General features: G+C 42.6%; 23 protein-coding genes. 15 read left to right on the forward strand and 8 right to left on the reverse strand.

Annotated features, from left to right (window positions below; all coding sequences use genetic code 11):
* Positions 1-92: 92 nt before the first annotated feature.
* From V7K27_RS27085 to V7K27_RS27100, 4 genes are all read right to left on the reverse strand, one after another.
* On the reverse strand, positions 93-521 hold the full coding sequence (locus V7K27_RS27085; RefSeq protein ID WP_334951402.1) for a pentapeptide repeat-containing protein: 429 nt from the start codon (positions 519-521) through the stop codon (positions 93-95).
* On the reverse strand, positions 502-639 hold the full coding sequence (locus V7K27_RS27090) for a hypothetical protein (RefSeq protein WP_334951404.1): 138 nt from the start codon (positions 637-639) through the stop codon (positions 502-504). The genes V7K27_RS27085 and V7K27_RS27090 overlap by 20 nt, the downstream gene beginning before the upstream one ends.
* 137 nt (positions 640-776) lie before the next feature.
* Complete coding sequence (locus V7K27_RS27095) at positions 777-1,730, reverse strand: glycosyltransferase family 2 protein (protein ID WP_334951406.1); 954 nt, start codon at positions 1,728-1,730, stop codon at positions 777-779.
* 344 nt (positions 1,731-2,074) lie between these two features.
* Positions 2,075-3,751 (reverse strand): metallophosphoesterase, encoded by a 1,677-nt coding sequence (locus tag V7K27_RS27100; RefSeq protein WP_334951408.1) that lies wholly within the window; start codon positions 3,749-3,751, stop codon positions 2,075-2,077.
* A 674-nt stretch (positions 3,752-4,425) separates the two neighbouring features.
* Here V7K27_RS27100 and V7K27_RS27105 point away from each other — a divergent pair.
* Both V7K27_RS27105 and V7K27_RS27110 read left to right on the forward strand, forming a co-directional pair.
* Positions 4,426-4,887, forward strand: coding sequence for a pentapeptide repeat-containing protein (locus tag V7K27_RS27105; protein ID WP_334951410.1), 462 nt, complete (start codon positions 4,426-4,428; stop codon positions 4,885-4,887).
* A 619-nt stretch (positions 4,888-5,506) separates the two neighbouring features.
* The gene (locus tag V7K27_RS27110) at positions 5,507-6,349 is read left to right on the forward strand and encodes a Uma2 family endonuclease (protein ID WP_334951412.1); all 843 of its coding nucleotides are present in this window, start codon (positions 5,507-5,509) and stop codon (positions 6,347-6,349) included.
* Between the two features lie 59 nt (positions 6,350-6,408).
* Here the strand turns inward: V7K27_RS27110 and pirA are convergent, their stop codons facing one another.
* Complete coding sequence (pirA, locus tag V7K27_RS27115) at positions 6,409-6,564, reverse strand: arginine synthesis PII-interacting regulator PirA (protein ID WP_334951413.1); 156 nt, start codon at positions 6,562-6,564, stop codon at positions 6,409-6,411.
* 118 nt (positions 6,565-6,682) lie between these two features.
* On the opposite strand from pirA, the gene V7K27_RS27120 reads away from it, so the two are divergent.
* Positions 6,683-7,486: an SAM hydrolase/SAM-dependent halogenase family protein gene (locus tag V7K27_RS27120; protein ID WP_334951415.1), complete on the forward strand. Its 804-nt coding sequence runs from the start codon at positions 6,683-6,685 to the stop codon at positions 7,484-7,486.
* Here V7K27_RS27120 and V7K27_RS27125 read toward each other — a convergent pair.
* The gene (locus tag V7K27_RS27125; RefSeq protein ID WP_334951417.1) at positions 7,483-8,148 is read right to left on the reverse strand and encodes a GUN4 domain-containing protein; all 666 of its coding nucleotides are present in this window, start codon (positions 8,146-8,148) and stop codon (positions 7,483-7,485) included. The genes V7K27_RS27120 and V7K27_RS27125 overlap by 4 nt on opposite strands.
* A 366-nt stretch (positions 8,149-8,514) precedes the next feature.
* Between V7K27_RS27125 and V7K27_RS27130 the strand changes: the two genes are divergently transcribed.
* The 5 genes from V7K27_RS27130 (at position 8,515) to V7K27_RS27150 (ending at position 14,518) form a co-directional block, all read left to right on the forward strand.
* Complete coding sequence (locus V7K27_RS27130; RefSeq protein WP_334951419.1) at positions 8,515-9,873, forward strand: aromatic ring-hydroxylating dioxygenase subunit alpha; 1,359 nt, start codon at positions 8,515-8,517, stop codon at positions 9,871-9,873.
* Between the two features lie 550 nt (positions 9,874-10,423).
* Positions 10,424-10,762 (forward strand): hypothetical protein, encoded by a 339-nt coding sequence (locus tag V7K27_RS27135; protein WP_334865478.1) that lies wholly within the window; start codon positions 10,424-10,426, stop codon positions 10,760-10,762.
* 749 nt (positions 10,763-11,511) lie between these two features.
* Positions 11,512-12,699, forward strand: a complete 1,188-nt coding sequence (locus tag V7K27_RS27140) for an AbrB family transcriptional regulator (RefSeq protein ID WP_334951420.1) — start codon at positions 11,512-11,514, stop codon at positions 12,697-12,699.
* Between the two features lie 338 nt (positions 12,700-13,037).
* Complete coding sequence (locus V7K27_RS27145) at positions 13,038-13,853, forward strand: DUF1838 domain-containing protein (RefSeq protein WP_334951421.1); 816 nt, start codon at positions 13,038-13,040, stop codon at positions 13,851-13,853.
* Between the two features lie 143 nt (positions 13,854-13,996).
* Positions 13,997-14,518: a GNAT family N-acetyltransferase gene (locus tag V7K27_RS27150; protein ID WP_334951422.1), complete on the forward strand. Its 522-nt coding sequence runs from the start codon at positions 13,997-13,999 to the stop codon at positions 14,516-14,518.
* Positions 14,519-14,611: 93 nt separating this feature from the next.
* Here V7K27_RS27150 and glsA read toward each other — a convergent pair whose 3' ends face one another.
* Entirely contained in the window at positions 14,612-15,577 is a 966-nt protein-coding gene (gene glsA, locus V7K27_RS27155) for a glutaminase A (protein WP_334951423.1), read from the reverse strand.
* A 1,090-nt stretch (positions 15,578-16,667) separates the two neighbouring features.
* Here glsA and V7K27_RS27160 point away from each other — a divergent pair.
* The 6 genes from V7K27_RS27160 (at position 16,668) to V7K27_RS27185 (ending at position 25,102) form a co-directional block, all read left to right on the forward strand.
* Positions 16,668-17,765: a septal ring lytic transglycosylase RlpA family protein gene (locus tag V7K27_RS27160; protein ID WP_334951424.1), complete on the forward strand. Its 1,098-nt coding sequence runs from the start codon at positions 16,668-16,670 to the stop codon at positions 17,763-17,765.
* Positions 17,766-18,009: 244 nt separating this feature from the next.
* Positions 18,010-19,617, forward strand: a complete 1,608-nt coding sequence (locus V7K27_RS27165) for a bifunctional pantoate--beta-alanine ligase/(d)CMP kinase (RefSeq protein WP_334951425.1) — start codon at positions 18,010-18,012, stop codon at positions 19,615-19,617.
* Positions 19,618-20,407: 790 nt separating this feature from the next.
* Positions 20,408-21,010: a superoxide dismutase gene (locus V7K27_RS27170; protein ID WP_334951427.1), complete on the forward strand. Its 603-nt coding sequence runs from the start codon at positions 20,408-20,410 to the stop codon at positions 21,008-21,010.
* Between the two features lie 1,024 nt (positions 21,011-22,034).
* Complete coding sequence (locus tag V7K27_RS27175) at positions 22,035-22,262, forward strand: hypothetical protein (RefSeq protein WP_334951429.1); 228 nt, start codon at positions 22,035-22,037, stop codon at positions 22,260-22,262.
* Between the two features lie 152 nt (positions 22,263-22,414).
* The gene (locus V7K27_RS27180) at positions 22,415-23,551 is read left to right on the forward strand and encodes an AIR synthase related protein (protein WP_334951431.1); all 1,137 of its coding nucleotides are present in this window, start codon (positions 22,415-22,417) and stop codon (positions 23,549-23,551) included.
* 864 nt (positions 23,552-24,415) lie between these two features.
* A complete protein-coding gene (locus V7K27_RS27185; protein ID WP_334951433.1) occupies positions 24,416-25,102 on the forward strand; it encodes a PHP domain-containing protein in 687 nt (228 codons plus the stop codon).
* A gap of 109 nt (positions 25,103-25,211) precedes the next feature.
* On the opposite strand, the gene V7K27_RS36595 is transcribed toward V7K27_RS27185, so the two are convergent.
* Positions 25,212-25,337, reverse strand: coding sequence for a hypothetical protein (locus V7K27_RS36595; protein WP_442947650.1), 126 nt, complete (start codon positions 25,335-25,337; stop codon positions 25,212-25,214).
* A 63-nt stretch (positions 25,338-25,400) separates the two neighbouring features.
* Here V7K27_RS36595 and V7K27_RS27195 point away from each other — a divergent pair, with 63 nt between their 5' ends.
* Positions 25,401-25,523 (forward strand): hypothetical protein, encoded by a 123-nt coding sequence (locus V7K27_RS27195; protein ID WP_334951595.1) that lies wholly within the window; start codon positions 25,401-25,403, stop codon positions 25,521-25,523.
* Positions 25,524-25,784 lie beyond the last annotated feature (261 nt).

Here is a 25,784-nt window from a genome sequence, read left to right on the forward strand (position 1 = left end):
TTACTGTAGTCGCTGCAAACGAGCCAGAGCAAGAGTTATGAGAACCAGTGCTGTGCATCTCTATTGCTCGGTCGCGGTTTGGGAAGTGATAATTAGGGTTCATAGGTGTAACCAGGAATAAATTCCCCGTCTTCTCGAACAACATTGAAGAACAAGGGGAATTCTTCTCCAAAACCCTCAAGCCTCGCTCCTTGAAGGTTGACTCGAATAAAACTGGTATAAGTCAAATTAACTTTGGTTACACTAGCCCCTCTAAAATCACAATCGCTAAACCTGGCACTTTCCAAGTAACAAGATTCGATTTTAGAATCCCTGAAATTACAGAAGCTGAATTGAGCGGTCAAAGTACTATCCCGCAAATTAATTCTACTCAGGTTAACATAGCTTAACTGGGAGCCTTGCAGGTTAATTCTCTGAAAATCAGCCATGCTCAAGTCAGCATACTCCAAGATGATACTTTGAAAATCTCTGCACCCATTCTCGTACCGCTTAAAGAACATTTCAGCCGTTATTTTTTCCATAACTAAACTCCCACATCAACCAAGGTGGTCTGACAAAGAAAGCTACCAAATTAATTTTTCCAAAATTTATTTCCCCAGCAGCATATCGTTGCAACAAATCTTTAGCAGTTATCCTCATCTATACACTTCCCATAAACCATGACTTATTGCTCTAAATTAGCCGCTTTCCCTTGAATGTCGTTTAACCCCCATTACCCGACATCCTGCATCTTTACACAGTTGATTACACGGTGATACTTCCCAAAGGTGTTTAAATCACAATACTTGCTGCATTTGAGCATAGGCTTCATAGACACCTTTCACGTTGTACCAGTTGAGGAAAATTCGGGCGATTTCTAAAGCTAATTGCGGTTTACCTAAATTAATTAGCCATTGCAAAAATGGAGCCATTGTTCGTTCATTTAGCCCACCATTGAGCGAAAGAATTCCCCAAAGTAAGCGATGCAGCCAAGTCATTTGAATCATCATTCGCACTTCCCATGTGGGATGCTTTTGATAAAACAAAACTCCCATACGTCCGCGTTGAATCTCTTGGTCAATTAATCGGGGAATTTGCTCTAATTTAAATGGTGGATGCCAGTGATATCCTACCGCTTCTGGACATTTAATTAGTGTCAAACCTAGTTTTTTTAGCCTCACACCTAATTCTAAATCTTCCCAGCCATAGAGTTGGAAACTGGTGTCAAAAAGTCCCGCTTTCTCTAGCCAATGTTTGGGAATTGCGACATTTCCGGTAGCAAAAAAAGCTGCTGAAAAATCTGTTACTTTGTAGGGTTCAGCCGTTGGGTTGTCGAAATTGCAAGTATTAATAACTGCTCCGTAAGTGAAAAGGCGATCGCTCCTCAATTTTTCTTTCCCCTGCATTAGTGCATCCGCATGAGCTTGCAAGAAATTTTCTAGCACCACTAAATCGCTATCAATAAAGATAATTGTATCTCCCAGCGCCTTTTCTACCCCCAAATTTCGAGCCGCAGCAGGTCCTGCATGGTCTTGTTGAAACCAGCGTACATGGGGAAACTCCTCTTTGTGTTCTGTCAACCAATCCAATGTGCGATCGGTTGAACCATCATCCACCAAAACAACCTCGTAATTAGTAATCGAACTTGGCTGACTTAACTCCTGCATCTCCAAGGCGCGGAGGCACTTTTCTAAAATTGCTTGGCGATTATAAGTCGGTATCACAATGCTGAAAAACACACTATCACCCACAACACTATTTACCCATCTCCAGGATAGGACAGATAGGACACTGACACTGTTCCTTACTTGATTCTGGTTACAGAAATGGTGAATCTGCCGATGATGCAATTTTATAAATATAGGACTTACACATGAGTTAGGGAATAACGAACCGCAGAGGCGCAGAGTACACGGAGAGAAGTCGGAGTCGCGGCTGACGCCGATCTGAACTTCTCCCAAGGGGAGACGCTGCGCGAACGCTGGAAATCAGAGTTTCAGAGATATTTTGCGTAAGTCCTAAATAGCTACAACCTCATTATTGATAATGATGAGCTAGAGAGTTAACTATGTAGTCTTCTTTGGATATCAAAAATTTATCCCTCATGTTGACCAGCGATCGCATTACTTTGAAGATTCAACTTAAATTCATCAAACTTCAATACTTCCGAATCAGGCTTGCGGGTATCAAAGCGATAACTACTTATCGTACCTGTCCCCGTATCAAAGATACTGAAAACCGTAATATCATTACTCGTAATATAAGGCATTGGCTTGCCATCTTCACCCAGCAAAGGAGAAATTGTTGGCACTATCGGTTCTAAACCATTGGGATCACCAACCTTAACATAATCCTCTTGATATCCAATTGGCACTTCTCGCTTTCTGTCACCCCAAGCAGCACCGTAAGTATTGCCCACATTAGATGTTTCCAGAAAGTGCATTCCACTGGAACTAACAAAACGGTTCCACAAATGGGAATGTCCATAGAATACCAATTGCACATTAGCTGCTTCAAGTATTGGGACAACATCGCGGATAATATAATCTGCGTCTTTGGGGTACTCGTAACGCACTGCTTTGATATTGCTGTTATCCCGTTCAATTATCTGTACTGGTTCTGTATAAGCAGGAACTATATTATCACCCAGAGTATGAGCCGGATGATGAAACATCACAACTTTGTATTTTGCTTGTTTAAACTCAGGGCTGTTCAGTTCTGCCTCTAGCCAATTGTACTGCTTGCTGCCTTTAGCAATTGGCTCATAAATCAACTGTCCATAACCCCAATTTTCAGGGTTATTTAAATCATTTTCTGCTTCTCGATATCTACCCTTACGCTTTCCATCTAAGTTGGGAGTGCGCCACATATTCGTAGCGTACAGTACCACCAAACGCACATCACCAAAAGTAACTGCATAATACCTTTTTCCACCCTCTTTACTTTTTGGTAAAGAGAAAATCTCTTCGTAGGTATTAGTATTAAAAGAATTATCTATTAAAGATTTGTCTTGGTAGATTTTTTGAGCAACGACACGGGGAATTGTATCATCAAATTCACCATTTAAACTTCCCGTCCTAGCAAAGCGCCCCATCACTTCATGATTGCCAATGCAAGTAAACATGGGTGCGTGTTGAATTATTTGTCCACCAGTGTAGGTTGTCTTAACACCGTCGTGCGTCATTTCGTATTTGGCACGACCTTGTAAACCGGGAAACAACGCCCCACCACTATGATCATCAAACCATTCTGAGGCGCGATCGCTAACATTGACCAAATCACCAGCAAACCACACCCCATCAACTCGTCCAACGGTTTCTACCACCTTTTGCAGATTTGCCGATGTCATCGGCTTTAATTGATGGTCAGAGGTCAGCAGAATTTTTAATGGTGTATCCGGTTTTGGAGTAGCTGCGAGGCTAAAAACATCACTGCTAACACTCTCGTCGTCTTCTCGCACACTCGTGACAAGATAGTTTACCCGCAAACCAGGAGTTAATCCAGTCACCTCAGTTTCATGTCGCCAAATATCACGCTGGACGGGTTTTTGATAAACTTGGCCGTCTTTGGTTTGGTTTGCAACTTTTGACTCTTGGTCTTCACGCGTGCGACTGAGTTTGGTAGTATTTGCCTTAGCAGTGTGTTTGAGATTTTCTCCGTAGGTTACTGTGTGATTAACACCAGCAAACTCAGTAAACCAAACTACTCGCACTGAGGTTTCAGTTGGCAGTTGCAAAAATGGGTCGGTGAGTAGTTGGGGTGCTGATGTCATAATTGTTTGCCCAAGTGAACGCACACTTACCAGAGTAAAGCATATAACAAGCACAAGCATAGCTACCAAGGATATTTTACGGCGACTTTTGCGTCTGAGCATGAGTAACATCCAAAATTTTTTTAGGTGTCCGTGACTTAACGCAATTTTATTTAGGACTTACGCACTCAAAACCTGAAACTTCGTTCGCGTAGCGTGCGCGAAGCGCACTCCCCCCTAACCCCCCGATAAATTGGGGGGGATCTAAAAAGCCCCCTTTTTAAGGGGGTTGGGGGATCTCTTATGCGTAAGTCCTATTATTATTAGCCTCTTAAGGGCAATTCATGAATTGCCCCTACAGCGTGTAGTTTTGCGTAAGTCCTATCTAAACAGAATACCCAACTGAATTCTATTTGGATAAAGTATAAATACTTATCAAAATAGCCCGTTTATGGCGAGTAGTGCAAACTTTTAAAAAGATTTAACAGTGATTTAACACTGGCCGTTTTTTAAGGTTTATTAACTAAAAATCGGACAAAAAGAGCATAAATAGCATTTTATTCCTCGCTATCATCGCTGTTTCAGATCATAACCAACTTCTGAGGACATAGATAGATTGACCTCACGAAGTTTAGTGAGATAATAGAGTTGTGAGGGACAGAACGGACGCAACTTGATTATTAAGGGGGAAAATTATGAAACTCCAGCTATTAGCGGCCATGGCCTTAGCAACTCCCCTATTGTTCACTAGCTCGGTTAGAGCTGGGAATCCACAGGACTTACAAAAGCTGCTTTCAACTGGGGAATGTATCCAGTGTAATTTAGCGGGAGCTAACCTCAGTGGCGCTCATTTAATTGGTGCTGATTTGAGAGGCTCGAAGCTCCAAGGAGCCAACCTTGTAGGGGCTAACCTCGAAGGTGCTGACTTAACTGGTGCAAACTTGGCAGGTGCTAACTTAACATCCGCTTATGTAACCAATGTGAATTTAAAGCAAGCCAATCTCAACGGCGTAAATTTTACTGGCGCTACGATTCACGATTCTAATGTGTATCAAGCATCAATGAATGATCTCAATCTGACTGATGCAAAAATATTTAACACTGGAATCGGTATTGGTGGAGAAGGAGAAGGTGCCGTGATTCCCGATTGGAAATAGGCCAAACTGAGTAGGCAGGTTAAATTGAAGAAGAATTCAGAAGTCAGAATTCAGGAATCAGAATCAATCAGTCGGGGATTGGGACCCGCCACTACGAAAGTTGACCACACTTCGGGGCTGCTCTGTTACCACCAAATCTACGATTTGGTGGGGGTTTAAAAAGAGTCCATTCATGCGCTTTTTTGGTCAAAATTCATTCTGAATTCTGACGACTGACTCCTGAATTCTGTTTCGATAAACACAACATAGGTTTTTGCAAGTTTTAAATCAGGGAAACTGGTTTTTTGCCAGCATTATCCTTAAAATCTGCCTATACAAGATTGAAGAAGAATTCAGAATTCAGAATCCAGAATTCAGAATCAATCAGTCGGGGATTGGGACCCGCCACTGAATTGTTGCACCACCAAATCATAGATTTGGTGGGGGTCTTAAACCCGGTTATTCATCCGCTTTTTCGGTCAGAATTCATTCTGAATTCTGACTCCTGACTCCTGAATTCTGTTCGATAAAAAATGAACCCTCTCTGGCTTGTAATCACTTTACTATGACGAAAGCAGAGGGGGTTTCTTATGGGGATTGAGCCGATATTCACGCCAAAACGATCCTCTTCCTAATCTGTATGGAGTTACCAGATGTTAGTCTTCTGGTGACAGAGGACGATGAACCCTTGGATAATCTACCATCAGAAAAACAACAAAGATTACTGACAGAAACCCTTTACAGTTCTTGGAACGGGGCAAGTAATGCCCAAGGGTTTCTCGTGGCCGCCAATGTGGGGTTGTTTCCCAGTAGCAAGCAACTGCCGATTGTGCCTGATGTATTCTTGAGCCTGGATGTACAAGTAGCTGAAAACTGGTGGGAAAAACGGCATCGTTCTTATTTTTTCTGGGACTTTGGTAAACCGCCAGAGGTGGTGATTGAAATTGTTTCAAATCGAGAAGGCAATGAAACAGGACGGAAAATCTTAGAGTATGCCAGGATGCGGGTAATGTACTACATTATCTTTGACCCAACTCGGCAACTTGGTGGTGAAGTTCTACAGATGTATGAGTTGCAAGGGCGGCAATACATACCCATGAGTGAGCAATGGCTAACTGAAGTTGAGCTAGGTTTATGTTTGTGGGAAGGCGCGTATGAAGGTAAGCGGGATGTTTGGCTGAGGTGGTGTGACGCCACAGGGAATATGATTCCTACTGGTGCAGAACGAGCCGAACAAGAACGTTTACGAGCCGAACAAGAATGCTTACGAGCTGAACAAGAACGCTTACGAGCCGAACAAGAATGCTTACGAGCTGAACAAGAACGCTCACGAGCCGAACAAGAGCGTTTACGAGCCGAACAAGAACGCTTACGAGCCGAACAAGAGCGAGAAGCCAAAGAAACTGCCCTGGAACGGGCTGAACGCTTGGCAGCACAGTTACGAGCATTGGTATTGAGCCGGAAGTGTGAGGAAACCCCCTAAAAATAAAAAACCCGCCGTAGCGGGTTACACAACAAAACTATGAACATTGAAAACTTGATTTAGCTGGAATACCTCATCTCAGCTTCTAGTTGACGAATCAGTTGTTCGTCGCCCTTTGCTCTGGCTACTTCCAAGCGATGCTCTAGGCTTTTTTGAATATTCGCTCTGTGAGTTTCTTGTCCTTTGCTCACACTTTGTAGTCTATTTTGACTCATAGTGATTACCTTTTTAATTTTTCACTTACTTTATGTCTTGTATTCATAACATAACATATATTTTGTAGCTGTTGTTACAGAAAAGTATTTTTTTATGTAATTAATTTGATTAAGAATTATGTACAAGAATCAGATAAATCAACAACCACTCGTGACTTTACTGAGCGATTTTAGCGATCGCAACCCCTATGTCGGCATAATGAAGGGAGTCATAGCCCAAATTAACCCTAGACTGACGGTGGTAGACTTAACACACCAAATTCCGCCGCAAGATATTGCCGCAGCTAGGTTTTGTCTGATGAATGCTTATCCCTATTTTCCAGTTGGGACAGTGCATCTGGCAATAGTAGATCCGGGTGTGGGAAGCAAGCGACGTGCGATCGCAGTAGAATTTGCTCAAGGGTTTCTGGTAGGCCCAGATAATGGTATATTCAGTGGCGTACTCAGTCAAAGTCCAGCGATCGCAGCCGTCGAACTCACAAATCTTAATTATTGGCGAACTCCTCAACCAAGCAAAACTTTTCACGGTAGGGATATCTTTGCACCAGTGGGAGCTAGTCTTGCTAGTGGTGTTCTTCTCAAACAGCTAGGACAAGAAATAGATCCAGCAAGTTTGGTAAAACTAGATGTCGGCGAGTGCAAACAGACAAGCACTGGTGTAGTAGGTTGCATTCAATATATTGATCACTTTGGTAACTTAGTGAGCAACATTCCAGGGAGTTATGTCCAAGGCAAAACTTGGTATGTGCAAGCCGCACTTTTGAGTATACCAGGCTGTGAAACTTATAGTGATGTTGAAGTTGGAGAGGCGATCGCTTTAGTTGGCAGTCACGGCTGGGTAGAAATTGCCATTAATAGCGGCAATGCTCACTTACAATTGCAGTTAGATTGGCAAGAAACGCTTCAAGTTATGCTAACTTAAATACCGCATCTTGTGAGTGCCCCATCAAGAGAAACACCAAAATTATATCCTCTTTCCACAGTTGGCAGATGTCCTGGAGGGAAGGTTTTAAAGTTTGGTTCCTTGCCGGGTTTATACTCATATCTTTTAGTTTGCTGATTATAGTTCCACTGAATCAGCCACTCACCTGTTAAGGTTTGCCATCCAACCGCGTCATACATCTTGCGATAGTCGTTTTTCTGTTCCCTCAAAATCTTTTCTTGAGCGCTAAAGCCCAACTTACCATCACTGGCTGTACTCCAAAGCCTGTCAATGGTTTTTAAATCAACACACGAAAGTGCATTCATTTCGTCTTTGGAAATAGCACCCTCGGCTTGTGCCTTAGTCCCTGCAACATCTAGCATTCTCAGGTAAGTTTCTCGGTTAGCCTCTTGCCAATCTTTACTTTGCAAATATTTCTGCAACTGGCTGTAATCGACATTGCGGGCTGTGGTAATTTCTACTTGCTTTAATGAGCTAGGCTTAGTAGTTGTGTTAACTAAATCAGTGCTTCCTGGGCTTTTTATCTCAGACTTAGACCGCGTTAAGGAATATCCAATCCAGCTTAAAACAGCAAATATACCTATAAGACTTGCTGTGATTAATAAGGTTAGTGCCAGAACAGTCTGATTATTCTTTGCCATTTTGGATGCTTCTGATTACTTTGAACGCCCCAGATCGAATTTAGTCTAACCGCTACCACATAGATGTATATCTTACCTTTTCTTTTTGTCAGCGATCGCATTCGGGACTTGTGACATACCCACACTCCGAAGAGTGAGTGTGGGCTTCTCAGTGACTCCTAATCACGATTTTAAGAAAAAAATCACGACTTTAACGAAAAAATCGTGATTTTAAGGGAAAAATTGTGCGTTTAGGGGAAAATCGCAAGTTTAGTAACGATAGCTTCTATATTTAGAGTGAAAACTATTTCTGAGTGAGTCTTATATCTCTGGGACTAAGCATTTTCTAATCCAAAGATATAAAATCATAGAAACCTGGAGAAAACTATGTCATTAGAAACAAAGATACTACAGGCGACAACACCAACTTCTACCTTTGAGACACTTGACCAGAAGCAAGAATTTAACTGGAGACAATGCTGGTATCCCGTCGCCTTCGTGGAAGACTTGCCAGCTAACCGCCCTTATAGCTTTTCCTTGTACGATGAACCCTTGGTTTTGTTCAAAAACCAAAATGGACAGTTTATCTGTTTAACAGATCGTTGTCCTCACCGTGCAGCTAGACTTTCTGATGGACAAATTATTGACGGTAAAATAGAGTGCTTATACCACGGTTGGCAGTTTGGCGATAATGGTCAATGTCTGCATATTCCTCAGTTACCAACCGATGCCAAAATTCCGGTAAATGCTTGCGTGTCATCCTTTAAAGTCTTGGAACTTCAAGGTATTATTTGGATGTGGGCAGGGGAAGCCGAAACAGCTATTGATGAGCTAATTCCATCTCTACCAGATTGGGAAAAGCCGGAATGCTTCAGCTTAGATTATGTACGTGACCTACCTTACGACCAAAGCTATTTTATTGAAAACGTTATTGACCCAGCTCACGTTTTCATCAGCCATGATGGCCTCTTGGGAAGTCGAAAAGATGCCCAAGCGCTAGAAATAGAAGTCATTGACAGCAACATTCAGGGAATTAAAGGAAGGTGGCGAGGAACACGCACACCCAATCTGCCTTGGATTTCATTAGATTTCATTGCTCCTAATTTGATTCTCTACAAAAGATTTGGTAATGAACAGCAAGGTAGGTTTGGGGGTACAGCCTTGTATTCAATTCCACTAGGTAAGGATAGATGTCGGATTCTACTCAGAAATTATAGTAACTTTTTTCCTCAAAAAATCAAGCTGATGCCTCGCTGGTTAGATCACATCTTGATCCGAAACAAAATCTTGGAAGGTGATTTGCAATTAGTCGTTGAACAAAAGGCACAAATTGAACGTTTGGGACAAAATCTCAAAGAAGTGTATTTACCGCTCAAAACATCTGATACTTTGGTGGTTGAGTATCGCAAGTGGCTAGATAAATTTGGATCATCTTTGCCGTTTTATCAAGGTTATTCTACCTCAAAAAATGTCGGTAGTAGCGAGTTTACTCAAAAGTTGATCACGTTAGACCGATTCTCGCAACATACACTTCTTTGTGGTTCTTGCAATCGAGCTTATCAAGTTACAAATACGGTCAAACAAAGTTGTATAGGGGTAGCGATCGCTCTAGCTTTTGTAGCAATACTTGCAGATGATTCTAGAATCAAAATAGCAGCAATATCGGTTTCTATAGTAGCAGTTATAATGTCCGCGATCGCTCAGACACTCAAAACTCACTTTGTGCGTTCCTACACTCGTCACTAAATAATTCGTAATTCGTAATTCGTAATTCGTAATTAATTCAAAAGGCAGAAGGCAGTTCTTGCTGAAGGCAGAAGGGAACCCACGTTTAAAAACGTGGGATTGAAATAAGGACACCTTGTGTCTCGTGCTACGCATCTCGACACAAATCTTTTTATACTAGTGGGCTTTAAACCCACAACTAAAGTTTTTATTAATACTTCTTTCCTTCTGCCCTCTGCCCTCTGCCTTCTGCCTTTCTTTGTAATGCTGTGGGGATTTAGCGCTGCATTGCGGTCTTGGGGTTTCCCCGCCGCAGGATGCGCGTAAAGCCTTCGGCATAGCTTCGCCTAGCGCAAAGCGTCTCGCAGAGAAGCGCTGTAGAGGAGAACTTTGCAAGACAGACCCCGCCATAAAACTTGCTGGCTGTCAAGAGGGGAGAATTAAACCCCTAAACTTTGTTAAAATTTAGTCACGATCAAGTTAGCGGCTCTGCGCTAAACTAAAAAATATTGGGATAAAAATCTTTGGCAGTAAGTTCAATACATCACTAATCCTTACCACTGCGGCGATCATGTCTCAAGAGCATAACGAATCACTCCAAATTCAGGAGATCACCAAACTCAAACCGAAACACTTTGCTGATTTAGTCAGATCAGCACAATTGGTTTTTGACCCCACAGCCGGAGTTTCGGGAAGAAGTATCACAGTTGACTGGGAACAATTTGGAATTCCCCATGATGTGGCGGATAATCTCAAATCACTTGGTCAGCAGTACCAATATGCTTCTCCTCATATCCCTGTTGAAGACATTTGGAGTAAATTAACTCCAGAAACTCGTATTTGGTTTGTTGAAAATAAAGATCGGTTGTGGCAGCTTGAGGAAGCTTTCCCAGCCCTTGACGAAGATTAAAATAAGTCGCAAGTCGGAAGTCGCAAGTCGCAAGTAAGTTTTGTGACGGGGATTTAGCGAGAAACGCGGTCTTGGGCTTTGCCCCAAGTGGAGCGATTTCTCAAGACAGACCCCGACGCAAAAGGTGCTGCCATTCTTAGGCAGGGGAATTAAACTGAACATACTCTGTTAAACGGCCCAATCATAGAAAGGAATACAAATTATTTGTCGGGGCGCAGTGATTATTGTGCCCCTATCCTCTCTCTATAGGCATTTTTATTTAAATACAACACGCGGTAAATTTAGACTTAGTTATTTTGTGCGATCGCATTAGTTTGAGTACATAAGGTGAACTACTCCGCCGTAAGACGGACGTAGCTCTCCCAATTCATCGGGAATAGCTTCTAGAACTCCATAGTACTAGAAAGTCTGACATTCCCTCCTCTTGTCAGGAGTCCTGGTTCCCAAGACCCAAATCTTTCTCTTGCAACATATACCTGAAAGCTAATGGTTTTCGCTTATGGCATTGATGGTGAAAAACGCGGTCTTGGGGTCTCCCCAAGTAGAGCGATTTTGAACCCGGAGGGTCAAGACCAAATAATTCTATCAGAAAATTCTGGGGATTCGTCATACATCTGATATTTGTTTTTGAAGAGCAAAAAATCAATATCAGATGCAATCCTTATCAAGAGCTCCCTATCCCCACCTTATGAGTACATTGAAGGTGGAGACTTCCGCGACACGTTAAATTAATAAAAAAGCTTGTATCGATGAATCAAAGTGTAAGTGTTGCTCCCAACCTGGAAGAACACACTAATGAAAATCCTGTTGTTACCAAAGAACAGCTATTTGGAAAACAACTAATTGTCCTTCTCTTGGAAGTGCTTCTGGCTTTGCCTTTAGGTTTACTCCTCGCAAAGTTCCATGTCGGCGGGATTGCCTGGATATTTGGGGGGATTGCTGCTGGTATAATAGTTCTTCAAGGGTGTCGGCTTTTCTATGAATATTCCCCTAAACCCAACCGCACTGCTAGAAAAGTAGGAATGGCACTTGTGGGCTTAACTGTCGGTGCTTCCAATGCCAACGCTAATGTAGCTAGTGTTGCTTCTGGTATTCCGATATTTATTTTTCTGACTTTGTTTATGCTGCTGTGTGGTAGTTGTATTGGTTATATTTACTCCCGCGTCAGCAAAACTAACCTAATGACAGCAATGCTGGCTACAGTTCCCGGCGGTGTAGGAATTATGGCAGCGATCGCCGCCGATTACAATAAAAATGTGAGTTTGGTTGCTTTAGTTCAAGCAATTCGCGTCACCTCAGTAGTTTTTCTAATTCCCCTCATCGCTAGGACATCAGCTGGTAATTACTGGAATTCACAAACACTTCCCGTCAAAAGTGCTTGGCTAAATCTCGATCCATCTCAACTAGGATTACTCTTGTTAGTATTGCTAATCACTGCATTAGTAGTTTATCCAGCGATATTATTCAACATTCCTGCTGGCGATTTCTTTGGTGCATTGTTGATTGGTATCGGGTTTAATCCTTTGCTACATTGGCTGCCTTTTATGGGTGATATTAGTTTTAGTCCGCCGCCTTTAATTAATTTATTGGGTCAAATGCTCCTGGGAATTACTATTGGTGAATATTGGGGAGACAAACCCAACTTTAATCGGCGAACTGTCGGCTATGCCTTGATGTCTGTGGCGATGACTCTCATAGCCGGTGCGATCGCTGCTATACTTGCGATGCAATTAACCTCTTGGGACTGGTTAACTTGTCTGTTAGTTACAGCACCAGGAGGATCAGCAGAAATGATCCTGGTTTCCCTGGTATTGAATCATAACGTTGAAATTGTTACAACTGGTCATTTAGTGCGACTAATTGCGATTAACAGTTCCTTGCCACTTTGGGTGTTTTTGTTTCGCCGTCTGGATGAGAAACTTTCTGAACCAGTTTAATTATGGTTGATCGAATAGCCCAAGAAAACCTCACCCTGGTTTTGCTATCCAAAACCTGTCCCTCTCCTTACTAAGGAGAGGGATTAAAGTTAGGACAGGGTGCAATACGGTTCGGTTAAGGTGCATAGTTCTTAAAGATCCCCCTTAGTCCCCCTTAAAAAGGGGGAAATAGAGTTATTTATAGCCCCCCTTTTTAAGGGGGGTTGGGGGGATCAAGTCTTATCCGAACCGTATTAGGACAGGGTGAGGTTTTAAGGACTTTTAGATAACCGGATAAAAAACTCCTAACTCCCCACTCCCCACTCCCCACTCCCTTTCAAATACAAAGGATGTTTTAGATGGTTGCCCAAATCCAAGAACTTGAAGCCCAACACTGGATTAAAACTCGTTCTTCCCTCGACCCTAACGAATCGACTTTCCTGATTTGGAAAGGTAAAATTTACGCTTTTATCCCCGGTGAGAAAAAACAACTCCTATTTAAGATGCTGGGATTGAGCGTTAGCCGATGTATTCCCACAGCAGAAGGTAGCTGGGATTTTACTTCTAGGGAACTGACTTACTATCTCAACCCAAAAACAGATGAGGTTTTGTCCAAATGGGAGAATCCTTGGACAGGCGAGACAGTTCCGGTGATTCACGTTGCCAATAATCCTGTGCAAGGAACGTTTGAGGGAAATTTCCCCGCACAAGTAGATGGTGACAGCACAACCTTCGTTTTTGATATATTTCCCTATTACCCCAATCCCTTAGCAGACGATCGCAAATTTGCCGAATATAGCCCAAATCCAATTTATCAGGCAGCCGAATTGTTTAAATTAACAGTGCCAACCGCAGATTTATTCAACCCAGCACTTAAATCAGTTTCTGAACTCAAACTGAGTTGGGATAGAATTGGTCAATGGCTTCCCTGGATGAAAATGGGCGATCGCCCCGGTCAACTGATCTACAGTGCTGTTGGTAGCAAAATCAATGGTTTAACAGAACTGCCTCCACTGCTGCAAGACGAAATTAATAACCGTATTCCTTTATATAAACAAGCCCCAAAAGCATTGATAGATGGGGAAGATATGACTTCCTGGTTATACTTCCAAAAGCACTTTGAGGCTTACTTAGCTGGTGAAATCTTCCCGCTTCCCCAAGCAGAAGAGTTGTAAACTAGCTAGAAAGCTATAGCAATCCTATCTGATTTATGAAAATTATCGGTGTCCAGATCCCCGACTTCTCAAAGAAGTCGGGGATCTAACTTTTCACGAATGATTTAGGATTGCTATATATCGAACTCTTGCCAAGAGATATTATGGTGATCCGAGAAGCAAACTTAGCCGATGCACCGGCGATCGCCAAAGTGCATATAGACGCTTGGCGGACAACCTACAGCAACTTAATGCCAGCAAAGTTTCTGGCAGATTTATCCTATAAAGAACGAGAGACAAAATGGGTAAAAATTTTGAGCAATATAGCTCAGGATAATTTCACCTATGTTGCTGAGGATGAAATTGGGCAAATAGTTGGTTTTGCCAATGGAGGTCAAGAACGGACAAGCGATCGCCTTTATGAAGGTGAGTTGTATGCTATCTATATTCTGGAGAAGTACCAGCACCAAGGTTTAGGACATCGCCTAGTTTCCAGCGTAGCAACAAGGCTGCTTCAATCAGATATTAGTTCAATGTTAGTGTGGGTTTTGGCTGATAACCCCGCAGTCCATTTCTATCAAAGCCTTGGTGGTCAGCAGGTGTACCAAAAGCAAATAGAAATTGGCACAGTGCAGCTGGTTGAGGTTGCATACGGTTGGACGGACACGCGAAAAGGGATAATTTAAAATTTGGCGATCGCTAAATTGGGGATTGCGGACTGGGGACTGGGGAAGAGTTTTCCAATGCCCAATGCCCAATGCCCAATGCCCAATTCACTCTTAACCTGAACAATCAAATAGATGTAAACCTAACCGTTGGGAAAGTTCTTCACACACCTTCACTCCCCGCACACTGTTACCACGCACATCCAGAAGCGGCGAAAAAACTCCAATGCCCATCTTATTGGGTACAACGGCAATAATCCCACCACAAATCCCGCTTTTGGCCGGAATCCCAATTTTATAAGCCCACTCACCTGCAAAGTTGTACATCCCGCAGGTATACATCACACTCAGAATATCTTTGATGTAACGCTTATCCACCGCCCGTTCTTTGTTAATCGGGTTAATACCTCTGTTAGCAAGAGTAGCCGCCATCACTGCTAAATCTTGACAATTCACCATCACAGCACACTGCTGAAAATAAAGATCCAGCGACTCTTCAATATTCCGGTCAATCATGCCAAAGTTAAGCATCAGATGCGCCATTGCGCGGTTGCGATGCCCTGTACTCCGTTCTGAGGTAAAAACGGAAATGTCAACGAACACGTCGCGGCCAATATATCGCTGGAACATATCCAGCATTCGGTTGAGGCGTTCAGTTGGCCCGGAACCTTTAATTAAACTGGTGGTAGCGATCGCACCAGCATTTACCATTGGGTTATAAGGTCGCTTCGATTGCTCATCCAAAATAATCGCGTTGAATGCGTCCCCCGTCGGTTCCACGCCAACTCTAGTTAAAACGTAATCCAGCCCATGATCTTCTAAGGCAAGTCCATAAGCAAACACCTTGGAAATTGACTGAATGGTAAAGAGTTGCTCCCAGTCCCCAACTTTGTAAACCTGACCATCTACTGTCACAATACAAATGCTGAACAAGTCCGGGTTTACCTTTGCCAGTTCGGGAATGTATTTCGCTACTGCACCCTCCTGCACTGACTTGTACTGCGAATGCAATTCGTTAAGAAAAGCCTTTAATGGCGATGGATTTATTTCTAAATCTGCTTGATTTGCTTGGTTTGTCATCAGGCTGATCGCATTTCCCAAAATTCCTACTATATATAGTAGGAATCTACATCTTTACATCCCTACAGCAAAAAAAATTGCTTTGTTGGGTGGAGGCTTTGCGTAACCCAACATCCTGATAATCAGTTGGGTTGCGCTCCGCTCCACCCAACCTACGTCTACGTCTAATGCACTATTTTAGCCTAGATAGTCCACTACGTGCATTTCAAAAATCAAATACTAGTCCTATAGTAGGAATCTACATCTTTACATCCCTACAGTTGCAAAGATTTTTGAAAAGACAGCTTGTTTTAAAAAATCATCCTTGAGCAATTACTTAGAGTCAAAATTTTTTACAGTATTTTTTGATACATTTAAACTTTTATCTCCAAGCGATCGCGAAGATTTCCTAATTTTTTCATTATTAATTACAAAAAATATGAAGTTGAGTATTCTTCTTTTTTTATACTCAGTAATACTGCTATGGCAAGTTACATTCATCACTAGTTTCAGTCTAGTTATGGAGAATAAAAGTCATGATTAATCTAAGTAGAAAAAACTTGGAAAAAAATATTACGCTGAAACTAATTTGGATAATTATCTCAGATGTAACTCCGATGACGACTTATTCATAGTTAAATCAAAATATTTCATTAAATAAGGGATTTTAAGTATTTATGCCGATGATATTTAATTAAAGTTATATTATGTCTTTAGAGGAAATACCAAAATAGATGTTATATAGAATACACGGGTAGTTGCGAGCCTTTAGAACTGATGTCAATGGGGTATCGTCACTTTGGTGTGCAATCAGCGTAAAGTTTTTTTAAGAAATTTTTGACTTGCCGAAAAAAGCGTTACATAGCCAAAGTCCGCATTTGGGAAAGGTTTCGCCCTTAAAATTGGAATTAGAATTTCAGGAGGTGTCCTAAAATTACGCTAAAACCCTGATCCCCAAGCCAAAAGGTTCATGTTAGTCTGTTGCAGTTATAAATAACAAAAGTGAAAGCGGAACGAGTTCGAGTTTTTCAGAAGGGAAATCACTTTCACAAAGTCAGAAATCCCACGAATCATAAAACTAAAGTTCTACAGTCGCTTTAAAAACGAACGCATGAATCAAAGACATTTGTGGACTATTGTTGCCCTGTTTATGACTGTTTTGGGAATACCCACAGTCGGTTGCACTCAAACGACCAAGGGAAATCCGCTAGCTTCCCAAAAATCACCTGCCCCTGATGTAGTGAAGGTGGGAGAGTATCAATCAACAGCAGGGAAACAAATCTTGGATGCTGTGATTACAGAAATTCATTCTCACAACATCGGAGGACGTAAGGCAGCAACCCTTTTTATCAAAAATATTCCTGTTCTCACCTTTTTGAGTTCCGTATCAAATGCGAGTCCTGAAACTAAAAAAGTTGGTACAATTGGAAATTCTGGGGGCATACAATCGTATGCCCTTATTGCTAGCAATTCACTAAAGGCAGTGAGTACTGGGAACGTAACAGATGTGAGTAACCAGATTAGCTCTGTTGACAATGACCCAGTTCAGATAGCTAGTGTCATAGCAGCTAAGATCAACCAGTTGAATCGGGAAAATGTCGATGCAACTAAGATTACCGTAAGTTGGAAAGCAGGGGAAAAATCTACTGCCAATCAAGCGCAAAACAAAAGCGCCCCCCTCCAGCAAAATGGCGATCGCTATATAATCAAAATTAATGGCGAAGAATTGGTCGAAATCAATGAAGGTACGCGATTAGCAGGTACCACCAACAATCTAGCGCAAGATGCATTGCAAGCAACCAATCGTCTGCGAAGACTACTAGGCAATGCATCTCCCTTAAAAGAAATTGCGAATTTACCAAATTTACCAGTATCAATACCCAAATTGCCACAACAGGTTTCCATCGGCGGAGTGCGAATCTCTTTCGGAGGCATAGCTTCCTATTACGGGTATGATGGTTCTAGTAATAGTACTGCTAGCGGTCAGAGGTTCAATCCAGAAGGCATGACTGCCGCCCATCGTAGCTTACCCTTTGGTACACAAGTTCGTGTAACCAACACCCGCAATGGTCGTTCTGTAGTGGTGCGGATTAATGACCGGGGTCCATACGTTCGGGGTCGAGTCATAGACCTATCTGCTGGCGCGGCTCGGATTTTGGGAATGATGGGCAGTGGCGTGGCACCAGTGCATATTGAGGTCTTAAAGTAGTTATTAGGGAGTAGGGAGTAGGGAGTAGGGAGTAGGGAGTAGGGAGTGGAAAGTTAGGAGTTAGGAGTTAGGAGTTAGGAGTTAGGAGTTATCTATCTCCCTCATCCCCCTCATCCCCCTCATCCCCACTCCCCACTCCCCACTCCCCACTCCCCATAACAATTCCCCTAGCTGAATCATCTCTTCCTTGTATTTCAGATATACACTAACGGGGGAGGGATAGATAAGAACTAGGGGTATTTTTGTGCGCCTGCTGACAACAGTCGCAGCTTTACGCTGCTATTTAACTAAACGCTGCTCAGAAAACAAGCTGATTGCAGTTAGTGAGGATCTGAGACTAGATGAGATGACTGGATGGTATCAGACGGCAGTCGGTCTGGTGCCAACGATGGGAAATTTGCATCAAGGTCATTTAAGCTTAATTCAACGGGCGCGGCAAGAAAATTCTACGGTGATTGTGAGTATTTTCGTCAATCCCCTGCAATTTGCTCCCAATGAAGATTATCAACGCTACCCCCGCACTTTAGAGCAAGACCAACTATTTTGCGAACAAGCTGGGGTAGATGCCATTTTTGCACCGACTCCTGAAGAAATGGCAGTTCCCCAGAAAAGTATAGAAGAATCAAGGGTTACACAAGTTATCCCACCATCTGCTATGATAACAGGTTTGTGTGGTCGTTCTCGGCTAGGTCACTTTCAGGGTGTCGCTACGATTGTGACCAAACTTTTCAACTTGGTACAGCCTGACCGTGCGTACTTTGGTCAAAAGGATGGTCAGCAACTGGCAATTATTAAACGCTTAGTAGCTGACTTAAATTTGCCAGTAGAAATTGTTGCCTGTCCAACAGTGCGGGAAGCTTCGGGTCTTGCCTTCAGTTCTCGTAATCAATATTTGACTGCAACGGCAAAAGAGCAAGCAGTGGTATTATATCGCGGCTTGCGACGGGCTGAAGCTGCGTTTCGGGCTGGCGATCGCAATAGCAGCAAGTTGATAGCAGTGGTACAGCAAGAAGTGGCAATGGTCAGCACGGTTTTAGTGGAATATATTGAATTGGTTGAACCGACTACGTTGATGTCTTTACAAAAAGTTGAGGAGGAAGGAATGTTGGCGATCGCAGCTCGTGTTGGTGCTACACGTTTGATTGACAATACCATATTGCGCGATCGCCAACCCATTATCGCCATTGATGGCCCAGCCGGTGCTGGTAAATCTACAGTGGCGCGTCAAGTGGCAGCAAGCCTGGGTTTAGTGTATTTAGATACAGGAGCGATGTACCGTGCTGTCACTTGGCTAGTACTACAAAAGGGGATTGCTATTGATGATGAGTGTGCGATCGCCGAATTAACTAACCAGTGTAAAATTGAACTTACTCCTAACCCCGATTTACAATCGAGCCTGCGGGTTTGGATTAACGGTACTGATATTACCCAGGTAATTCGCACCATTGAGGTAACTTCTCTTGTATCGGCGATCGCGGCACAAAGTGCTGTACGTCAAGCACTGGTTAAACAACAGCAAAACTGGGGTAAAAGAGGTGGTTTAGTCGCTGAAGGCCGCGATATCGGTACTCATGTATTCCCCGATGCCGAAGTGAAAATCTTCTTAACCGCTTCTGTAAGTGAACGCGCCCGTCGTCGCCAGCAAGACTTTAACAAACAAGGTCAACCCGAAGTGAGTTTAGAGCAGCTAGAACGGGACATTGCCGAACGTGACTGGAAAGATAGTACACGCAAAGTTTCGCCTTTACAAAAAGCAGCAGATGCGATCGAAGTTCAAACCGATGGTTTAGACGTGTCTGAAGTCACGGCACAAATCGTTAACTATTACCAGCAGCGTTTATCTCAGTGGTAATCACCACTATTTACTGTTAGTTTTTTAGTTTCAAAGGGTGGTGGGTGAGTGATTATTCACTTACCATCCTCAAAACTGCATTTGAAGAAGAATTCAGAAGCGATGCCCTGAGCGTGGCCGTTGGCGTAGCCTCTCGTAGAGAAGGGTCAGAATTCAGGAGCCAGAATCAAGACCTCTAAATCTCCGATTTAGTGGGGGTTTTAAACCCGTTTATTCATCTGCCAGCCACACAGAATTCAATTCTGAATTCTGAATTCTGACTCCTGAATTCTGTCTGATAATTTTACTATTGGCTATCTTTATTTAAAATCAAGCCTTGTACTAAAAATATTAGATTATTTAAGTATTAAATCATCTTGCTTTCGAGTGATTTTTCATATCGCAATTAATCCTACTAAAGGTAGAAGTATGAAAGCTTTAATTCCTTAATGCTAATTACAGCCCATTTCAAGTTGGTAAGGTACACAACCAAAGTCTCAAACCCTGATGTAAAAGCTGTTTTACTTCTGAATTCTGACTCCTGAATTCTGAATTCTGCTGTAATTATCCGTCTCTGGCGGTGAAATATTAGCCATTTTTATTCATATTCATTAATTCATAGCGATTTGACTTATCATTTAAGTACTTTATTTCCCTCTTCACTTGATCTTCACTTTAGTAGTAGAATGACGATGTTAAGTTTCATGTTTCATCATTAAAGGCATAAAACTGCCAGAAACAAAAGCTGTTAATTTCCTAAGCTTCTGCAATAGTTTAAGACTGAAAACCGATAAAGAGAGGATTACACACAATGGCATTTGTACAAGAACCACTACCCTTTGAGAAGGATGCTTTAGAGCAATATGGTATGAAAGCTGAGACTTTCGAGTATCACTATGGCAAGCATCACAAAGCTTATGTAGACAAACTGAACGAACTCACTAAAGATACTGAACTTGCGGATAAGTCTCTGGAAGAGGTGATCAAAATTTCCTTCAAAGACTCCTCGAAAGTGGTGATATTTAACAACGCTGCTCAAGTTTGGAACCACACCTTCTTTTGGAATTCCTTGAAACCCGCAGGTGGCGGCACACCCACTGATGAAGTCGCAGCCAAGATTGATAAAGATTTTGGTAGCTTCGATAAATTCAAGGAAGAGTTCTCTAACGCCGCCACAACTCAATTCGGGAGCGGATGGTCTTGGTTGATTGATGATGGTGGTACGCTGAAGGTGATTAAGACACCAAATGCAGAGAACCCTCTAGCTCATGGCCAGAAGGCACTCTTAACTTTGGATGTTTGGGAACACGCCTACTACATTGACTACAGAAATGCCCGTCCAGCGTTCATCAAGAATTTCCTAGAAAATTTGGTGAACTGGGACTTTGTTGCTGAAAACTTGGCTAAAGCTTAGTCAATTACCAGTTTTGAACTGGCTGCGATGCCTTTTGACAAGCTGCTTTGCGTCTACGTGGCTTGTGCCAGATATATAAACTAAAAACAATCAGTTAACGTGTCGCGGAAGTCCCCACCTTCAATGTACTCATAAGGTGGGGATTGTGAGCGGGGGATAAGGATTGCATCCAGAATTTGTTTTTACTTGGTAAAAACAAATTCTGGATGGATGAGGAATCCCCAGAATTTTCTGGTATGATACTTAATGTCTTGACCATCAATGCCATAAGCGAAAACCATTAGCTTTTAGGTATATGTTGCAAGAAAAAAATTTGGGTCTTGGGAACCAGGACTCCTGCCCTTGGAGGGAATGTAAGACCAATAGAACTACGCAGTTCTGGAGGCTATTCCTGATGAATTGGGAAGCCCCGTCTGTCTTACGGCGGGGTAGTTCACTTGACCAGACCAATTTTGTTAGCAGTCACGAACTAATATCGTGGCTGTTTTTAGTTGGCTGTTGAGAAGATGAGGGAAATGAGGCAATACGGTTACGGTTCGGTTAAGAATATTTGTAGCGACCCTCTTGGCTAAAATGTTGCAAAAAATTGTAGGTTGGGTGGAGGCTTTGCGTAACCCAACATCCTGATAATCAGTTGCGTATTTAATTTGTATATGCAATGCGGGCAAGATGCCCGCACTACAATAATTTTACGTTTTCGTACTATACAATTTAGCTGCATATCAGCTTAATCAGTTGGGTGGAGCGGAGCGCAACCCAACCTACGTCTACTTTATCTGCCTTTGCAAATGGCGATTACCAAACTGTAAAGCGGTTAGCCTCGACCAATTTATCTGATAATATTTTTTTAGAGGTTTCTTTCTTACTGACGATAGGATTGGTGTTTCAGGCTTTCCTAGAATAGCGTAGCCATAGCCACTTAATAGTTCATCTGAACTATGAATTCCAAATACAAAGGGAGATGTAAAATTGTCTAGGAAAGTTGAAACCCTTATCAAATATAGATTTTATTAAATTCGAGCCAATGTCAAAAAATGAGCGATCGCACAGTAGTAAAGAACTAGCGCAATACATCGAAGCAACGAATAGCATCACTAAACCTTGGCTATTGGTACAACTGCGCCTCAAAAAATTGCAAGAACGTCGAGCCACTCTTACAAACGATGTCTATACCAAAGAATTAGAAGATATTTACCAAGACTTGATGAATTTGGGGGAATGGTGGCGTGGTATTGAAGATGAGGTATTTTAAAACAAGTCGCAAGTCGCAAGTCGCAAGTCGCAAGTAAGTTTTGGCAATTGATGCAGGGGACTTAAACCCCTAAACTTTGTTAAAGTGAGTAGTTATGAGTTTTCCAAACTCCAAACTCCTAACTTTTAACTTTTAACTTAAAACGCAACCTGATGCCTCAAGCTCTCGATCAAGTCGATTACGATACTCTCGATGCCGCAAAACGACGCTTCATCGATGCCGCAAAACGCACACTTGGCTTTGCAAGCGCTTATGGCATCGTGCCTGCGTCGGGTCTGGGAGCAAGCGCTAACGCTTTCAGCTTCAACCTCGCTCCGTTTCTAGAGGCGGGGGCTAGAGAACTTTCTATGACACTTGTACCCGAAGGATTGGGCACCGCAGACGATACCCGGCCTGACGACCTCTGTGAAGAGGAGCTTCGACGATTCTGGTGGAACATCGGTATCAAGATTATCTCGTGCCTTACAAACGACGCGGCAACTTCTGGGATGCAGACTATACTTATGGGTCTTTATTTGCCGTCGAGTACTCCTGAAACAATCTTTACCCCCGCTTTCCTTGATGGGTTTCTGGATGGAGTAGTTGAAGGGTGCAAACGAGTCGGGTGTGTCTATCTCTCAGGGGAAACTCCTCAATTAAAAACTAAAATGATTCCAGGCCGGCTCGACATCGCCGGCTCGGTTTTTGGGGTTATGCCGGTTGGTGTCGCTCCTATTGATAGCTCGCGTCTGGATGCCGGAAATACCATTGTTCTCGTTGAGAGTTCGGGTCCCCACGAAAACGGCTTTACCCCACTGCGAAAACTTGCCGAGTCGCTCCCTGAAGGCTACAGAACAAAACTTCCGAGTGGGCAGGAGTTCTGGGAAGCGATGAATGCCGCATCGTATCTCTACACGCCGCTTGTACAGGCCGTGCTTGGTGAGGGAATTCGTCCCACCGCGATGGAAAATATCACTGGTCATGGATGGCAAAAGCTGATGCGGTCGGTGAAGCCGCTCCGGTATGTCATCGAAACGATGCTCCTAGTGCCGGAAATATTTACGTTTGTCGAAGGTCATCTTGAGGGCGGGGCAACGACGATGCTTTCCGTGTTCAATTACGGTGCCGGATTTGCATTCTATACAGAGTCGGAGCAGGATGCAGAGAGGATCGTTCTGCTGGCAAGAGAACATCAGCTAACGGCCGTGATTGCCGGAAGGGTTGAAGCGTCCCTTAGCCGCGAGGTGGTGGTAAAACCCCTTGGAATCACCTTGAAGGGAGATTCTTTTGGGATTGCGCGAGGGGTATAATCAGCCGCAAGCGTAGGCATAGCCCCTCGTAGACATCGCCAGTTTTCTGGGAGCTATTTATAAGAAGAATTCAGAACTCAGGAGCGGAGCCGGAGACGCTCCTCGGCTTGGCGTCAGAATTCAGAATTGAATTGGAGTCCGACTGGGTAATGAATATTGGTTTAAAACCAAGCCGAATTGCGATGCCCTGAGCTTTGTCGAACGCGAGTGCGTCTCCAAGAGTTGGGTGGGCGAAAAAAATTAAAATATTCTCGCCTTAAAACTCTATTCCTTTATGGGTAGAGTATTCACAATTGGTGAATTCTGTATTCTGACTCCTGTTTTATAGACTCACAGGATTTTCTGAATTTTGCGATGCCTGCGGCGGACTACGCCTACGCACAAGTTATTACCGGTTAGATAAGTTGATGTGCAGCTAAATTGTATAACACGAAAACCCAAAAATATTGTAGTGCGGGCAACATGAGCGCGTCCAATATACAAATTAAATACGCAACAGCTTAAAACTAGTGAAATTATTGAGATAAATAATATTTTTTACACACAAGATCGAGTTGCATTTCCGGCTTATTAGAGATAATTACTCTACCAAGCCTTTAGTATTTAAGTAATTTAACACAGATGCTACAAGTGGATTTATGAAATTTTAGATGCAATATTTATTACTACTTAAAAATAAAGTAGTCCAAAATACCCATGACCACTTAGATTAAGATTTGCTAACGTAGTCTTAACATATTGAAAAATTTGCTGACAAAGCTGAGAAAGTAGCAGCCAACACTAATTTTTATTGTTGGGTGTTTATTATCTGTAGATGTAGCGTTTTAGTGTGTTAAGAATATACATTTTTGTTCCGAGGGGGTTATGGTTGTAAATTTTGCCCGGACTACTGCTTCAGCAGAACTTTTGAAGCAAGTATTTCATAACATTGATGCACATAGTTGTCCAAGGTTATTCAACTTTCATATGCACACTGTTTACTCGGATGGGAGATTGCAGCCGAGTGGATTGATGGAGCAGGCGATCGCTATTGGACTCAAAGGGTTAGCCATCACCGATCATCATGGTATTATCGGCTATCAAGCTGCACTTGCTTGGTTAGAAGACTGGAAGTGGAGTAATCCTGGTGCAATCACTCCTCAGCTGTGGAGTGGCGTGGAAATCAATGCCAACCTTTTGGATATAGAAGTTCACATTTTGGCTTACGCTTTTGAAACAGAACACCCTAGTATAAAACCCTATCTGCAAAGAAGGGCGACTACAGGGCAAGAATATCAGGCAAGTAACGTGATTGCCGCTATTCATGAAGCTGGGGGATTGGCAATTTTGGCTCATCCAGCTCGTTACAAGCGATCGCATTTCGACTTAATTCCAGCTGCGTCCCAAAAGGGTATCGATGGCGTGGAAACTTTCTACGCCTACAATAACCCTAACCCTTGGAAACCCAGCATAGTGGAATCAGAACAAGTGCAAAAGTTGGCTAATGAATACTTTCTTTTCAATACTTGTGGTACTGATACCCACGGTTTGAGCCTACTACAACGCTTGTAAAGCAATACTTTGTCCTAAAGGACACGCTACGCGAATGACAATTTACGAGGCTTGGGAATCGGGTTTAAGCCCGTCTTAAAGGTCAAACAAAAAAAATCCCTTGGTCAAATTAATTGACCACAGGTGGAGCGTCTCCGGCTCCGCAAAATTCTTCTGCGCTGATTGTTGTCTCTTTGGCAGCTTTTTCCTTACGTTCACTGTAGCGGTCTGTGAGATAGTCCACTTTGTCACGCAATAGCAAAATAAACTTCTAAAGTATCCAATCAATCTGGTTTTTCATAATGCCAGAAATCTGGCCGTGCAGCTCTGGGCTAGATCAAACTTGCCGATTTCTTTGATGGTGGCGATCGCACTTTTCCAGCAGCATCTAGTTTGCCCATCGCGTTGTGCCATTAATAAACGTCAAATCAAAGTTACATAATTGACGTTTCCTCAGTAAGTAGTAATCACCTGCCTGTAATTTATTAGTTACGTTTATTACATTTTGTATAATTATGTTTCTCAGTATAAAGACAGATGAAATGCTTGTATATATGAGTAAATAACAAAAAACCTAAATTTTGCCTACAAAAATTACATAGAAATCTCATAGTTGCAGTAAAAAAATAACAGTAGATTAGCTGGTTACAATCTAGCATTATCCTCAATATAATGTAATAAATTAGACGTTGTTTGCTACTTA

Source organism: Nostoc sp. (assembly GCF_036919575.1).
Lineage (GTDB): Bacteria > Cyanobacteriota > Cyanobacteriia > Cyanobacteriales > Nostocaceae > Nostoc.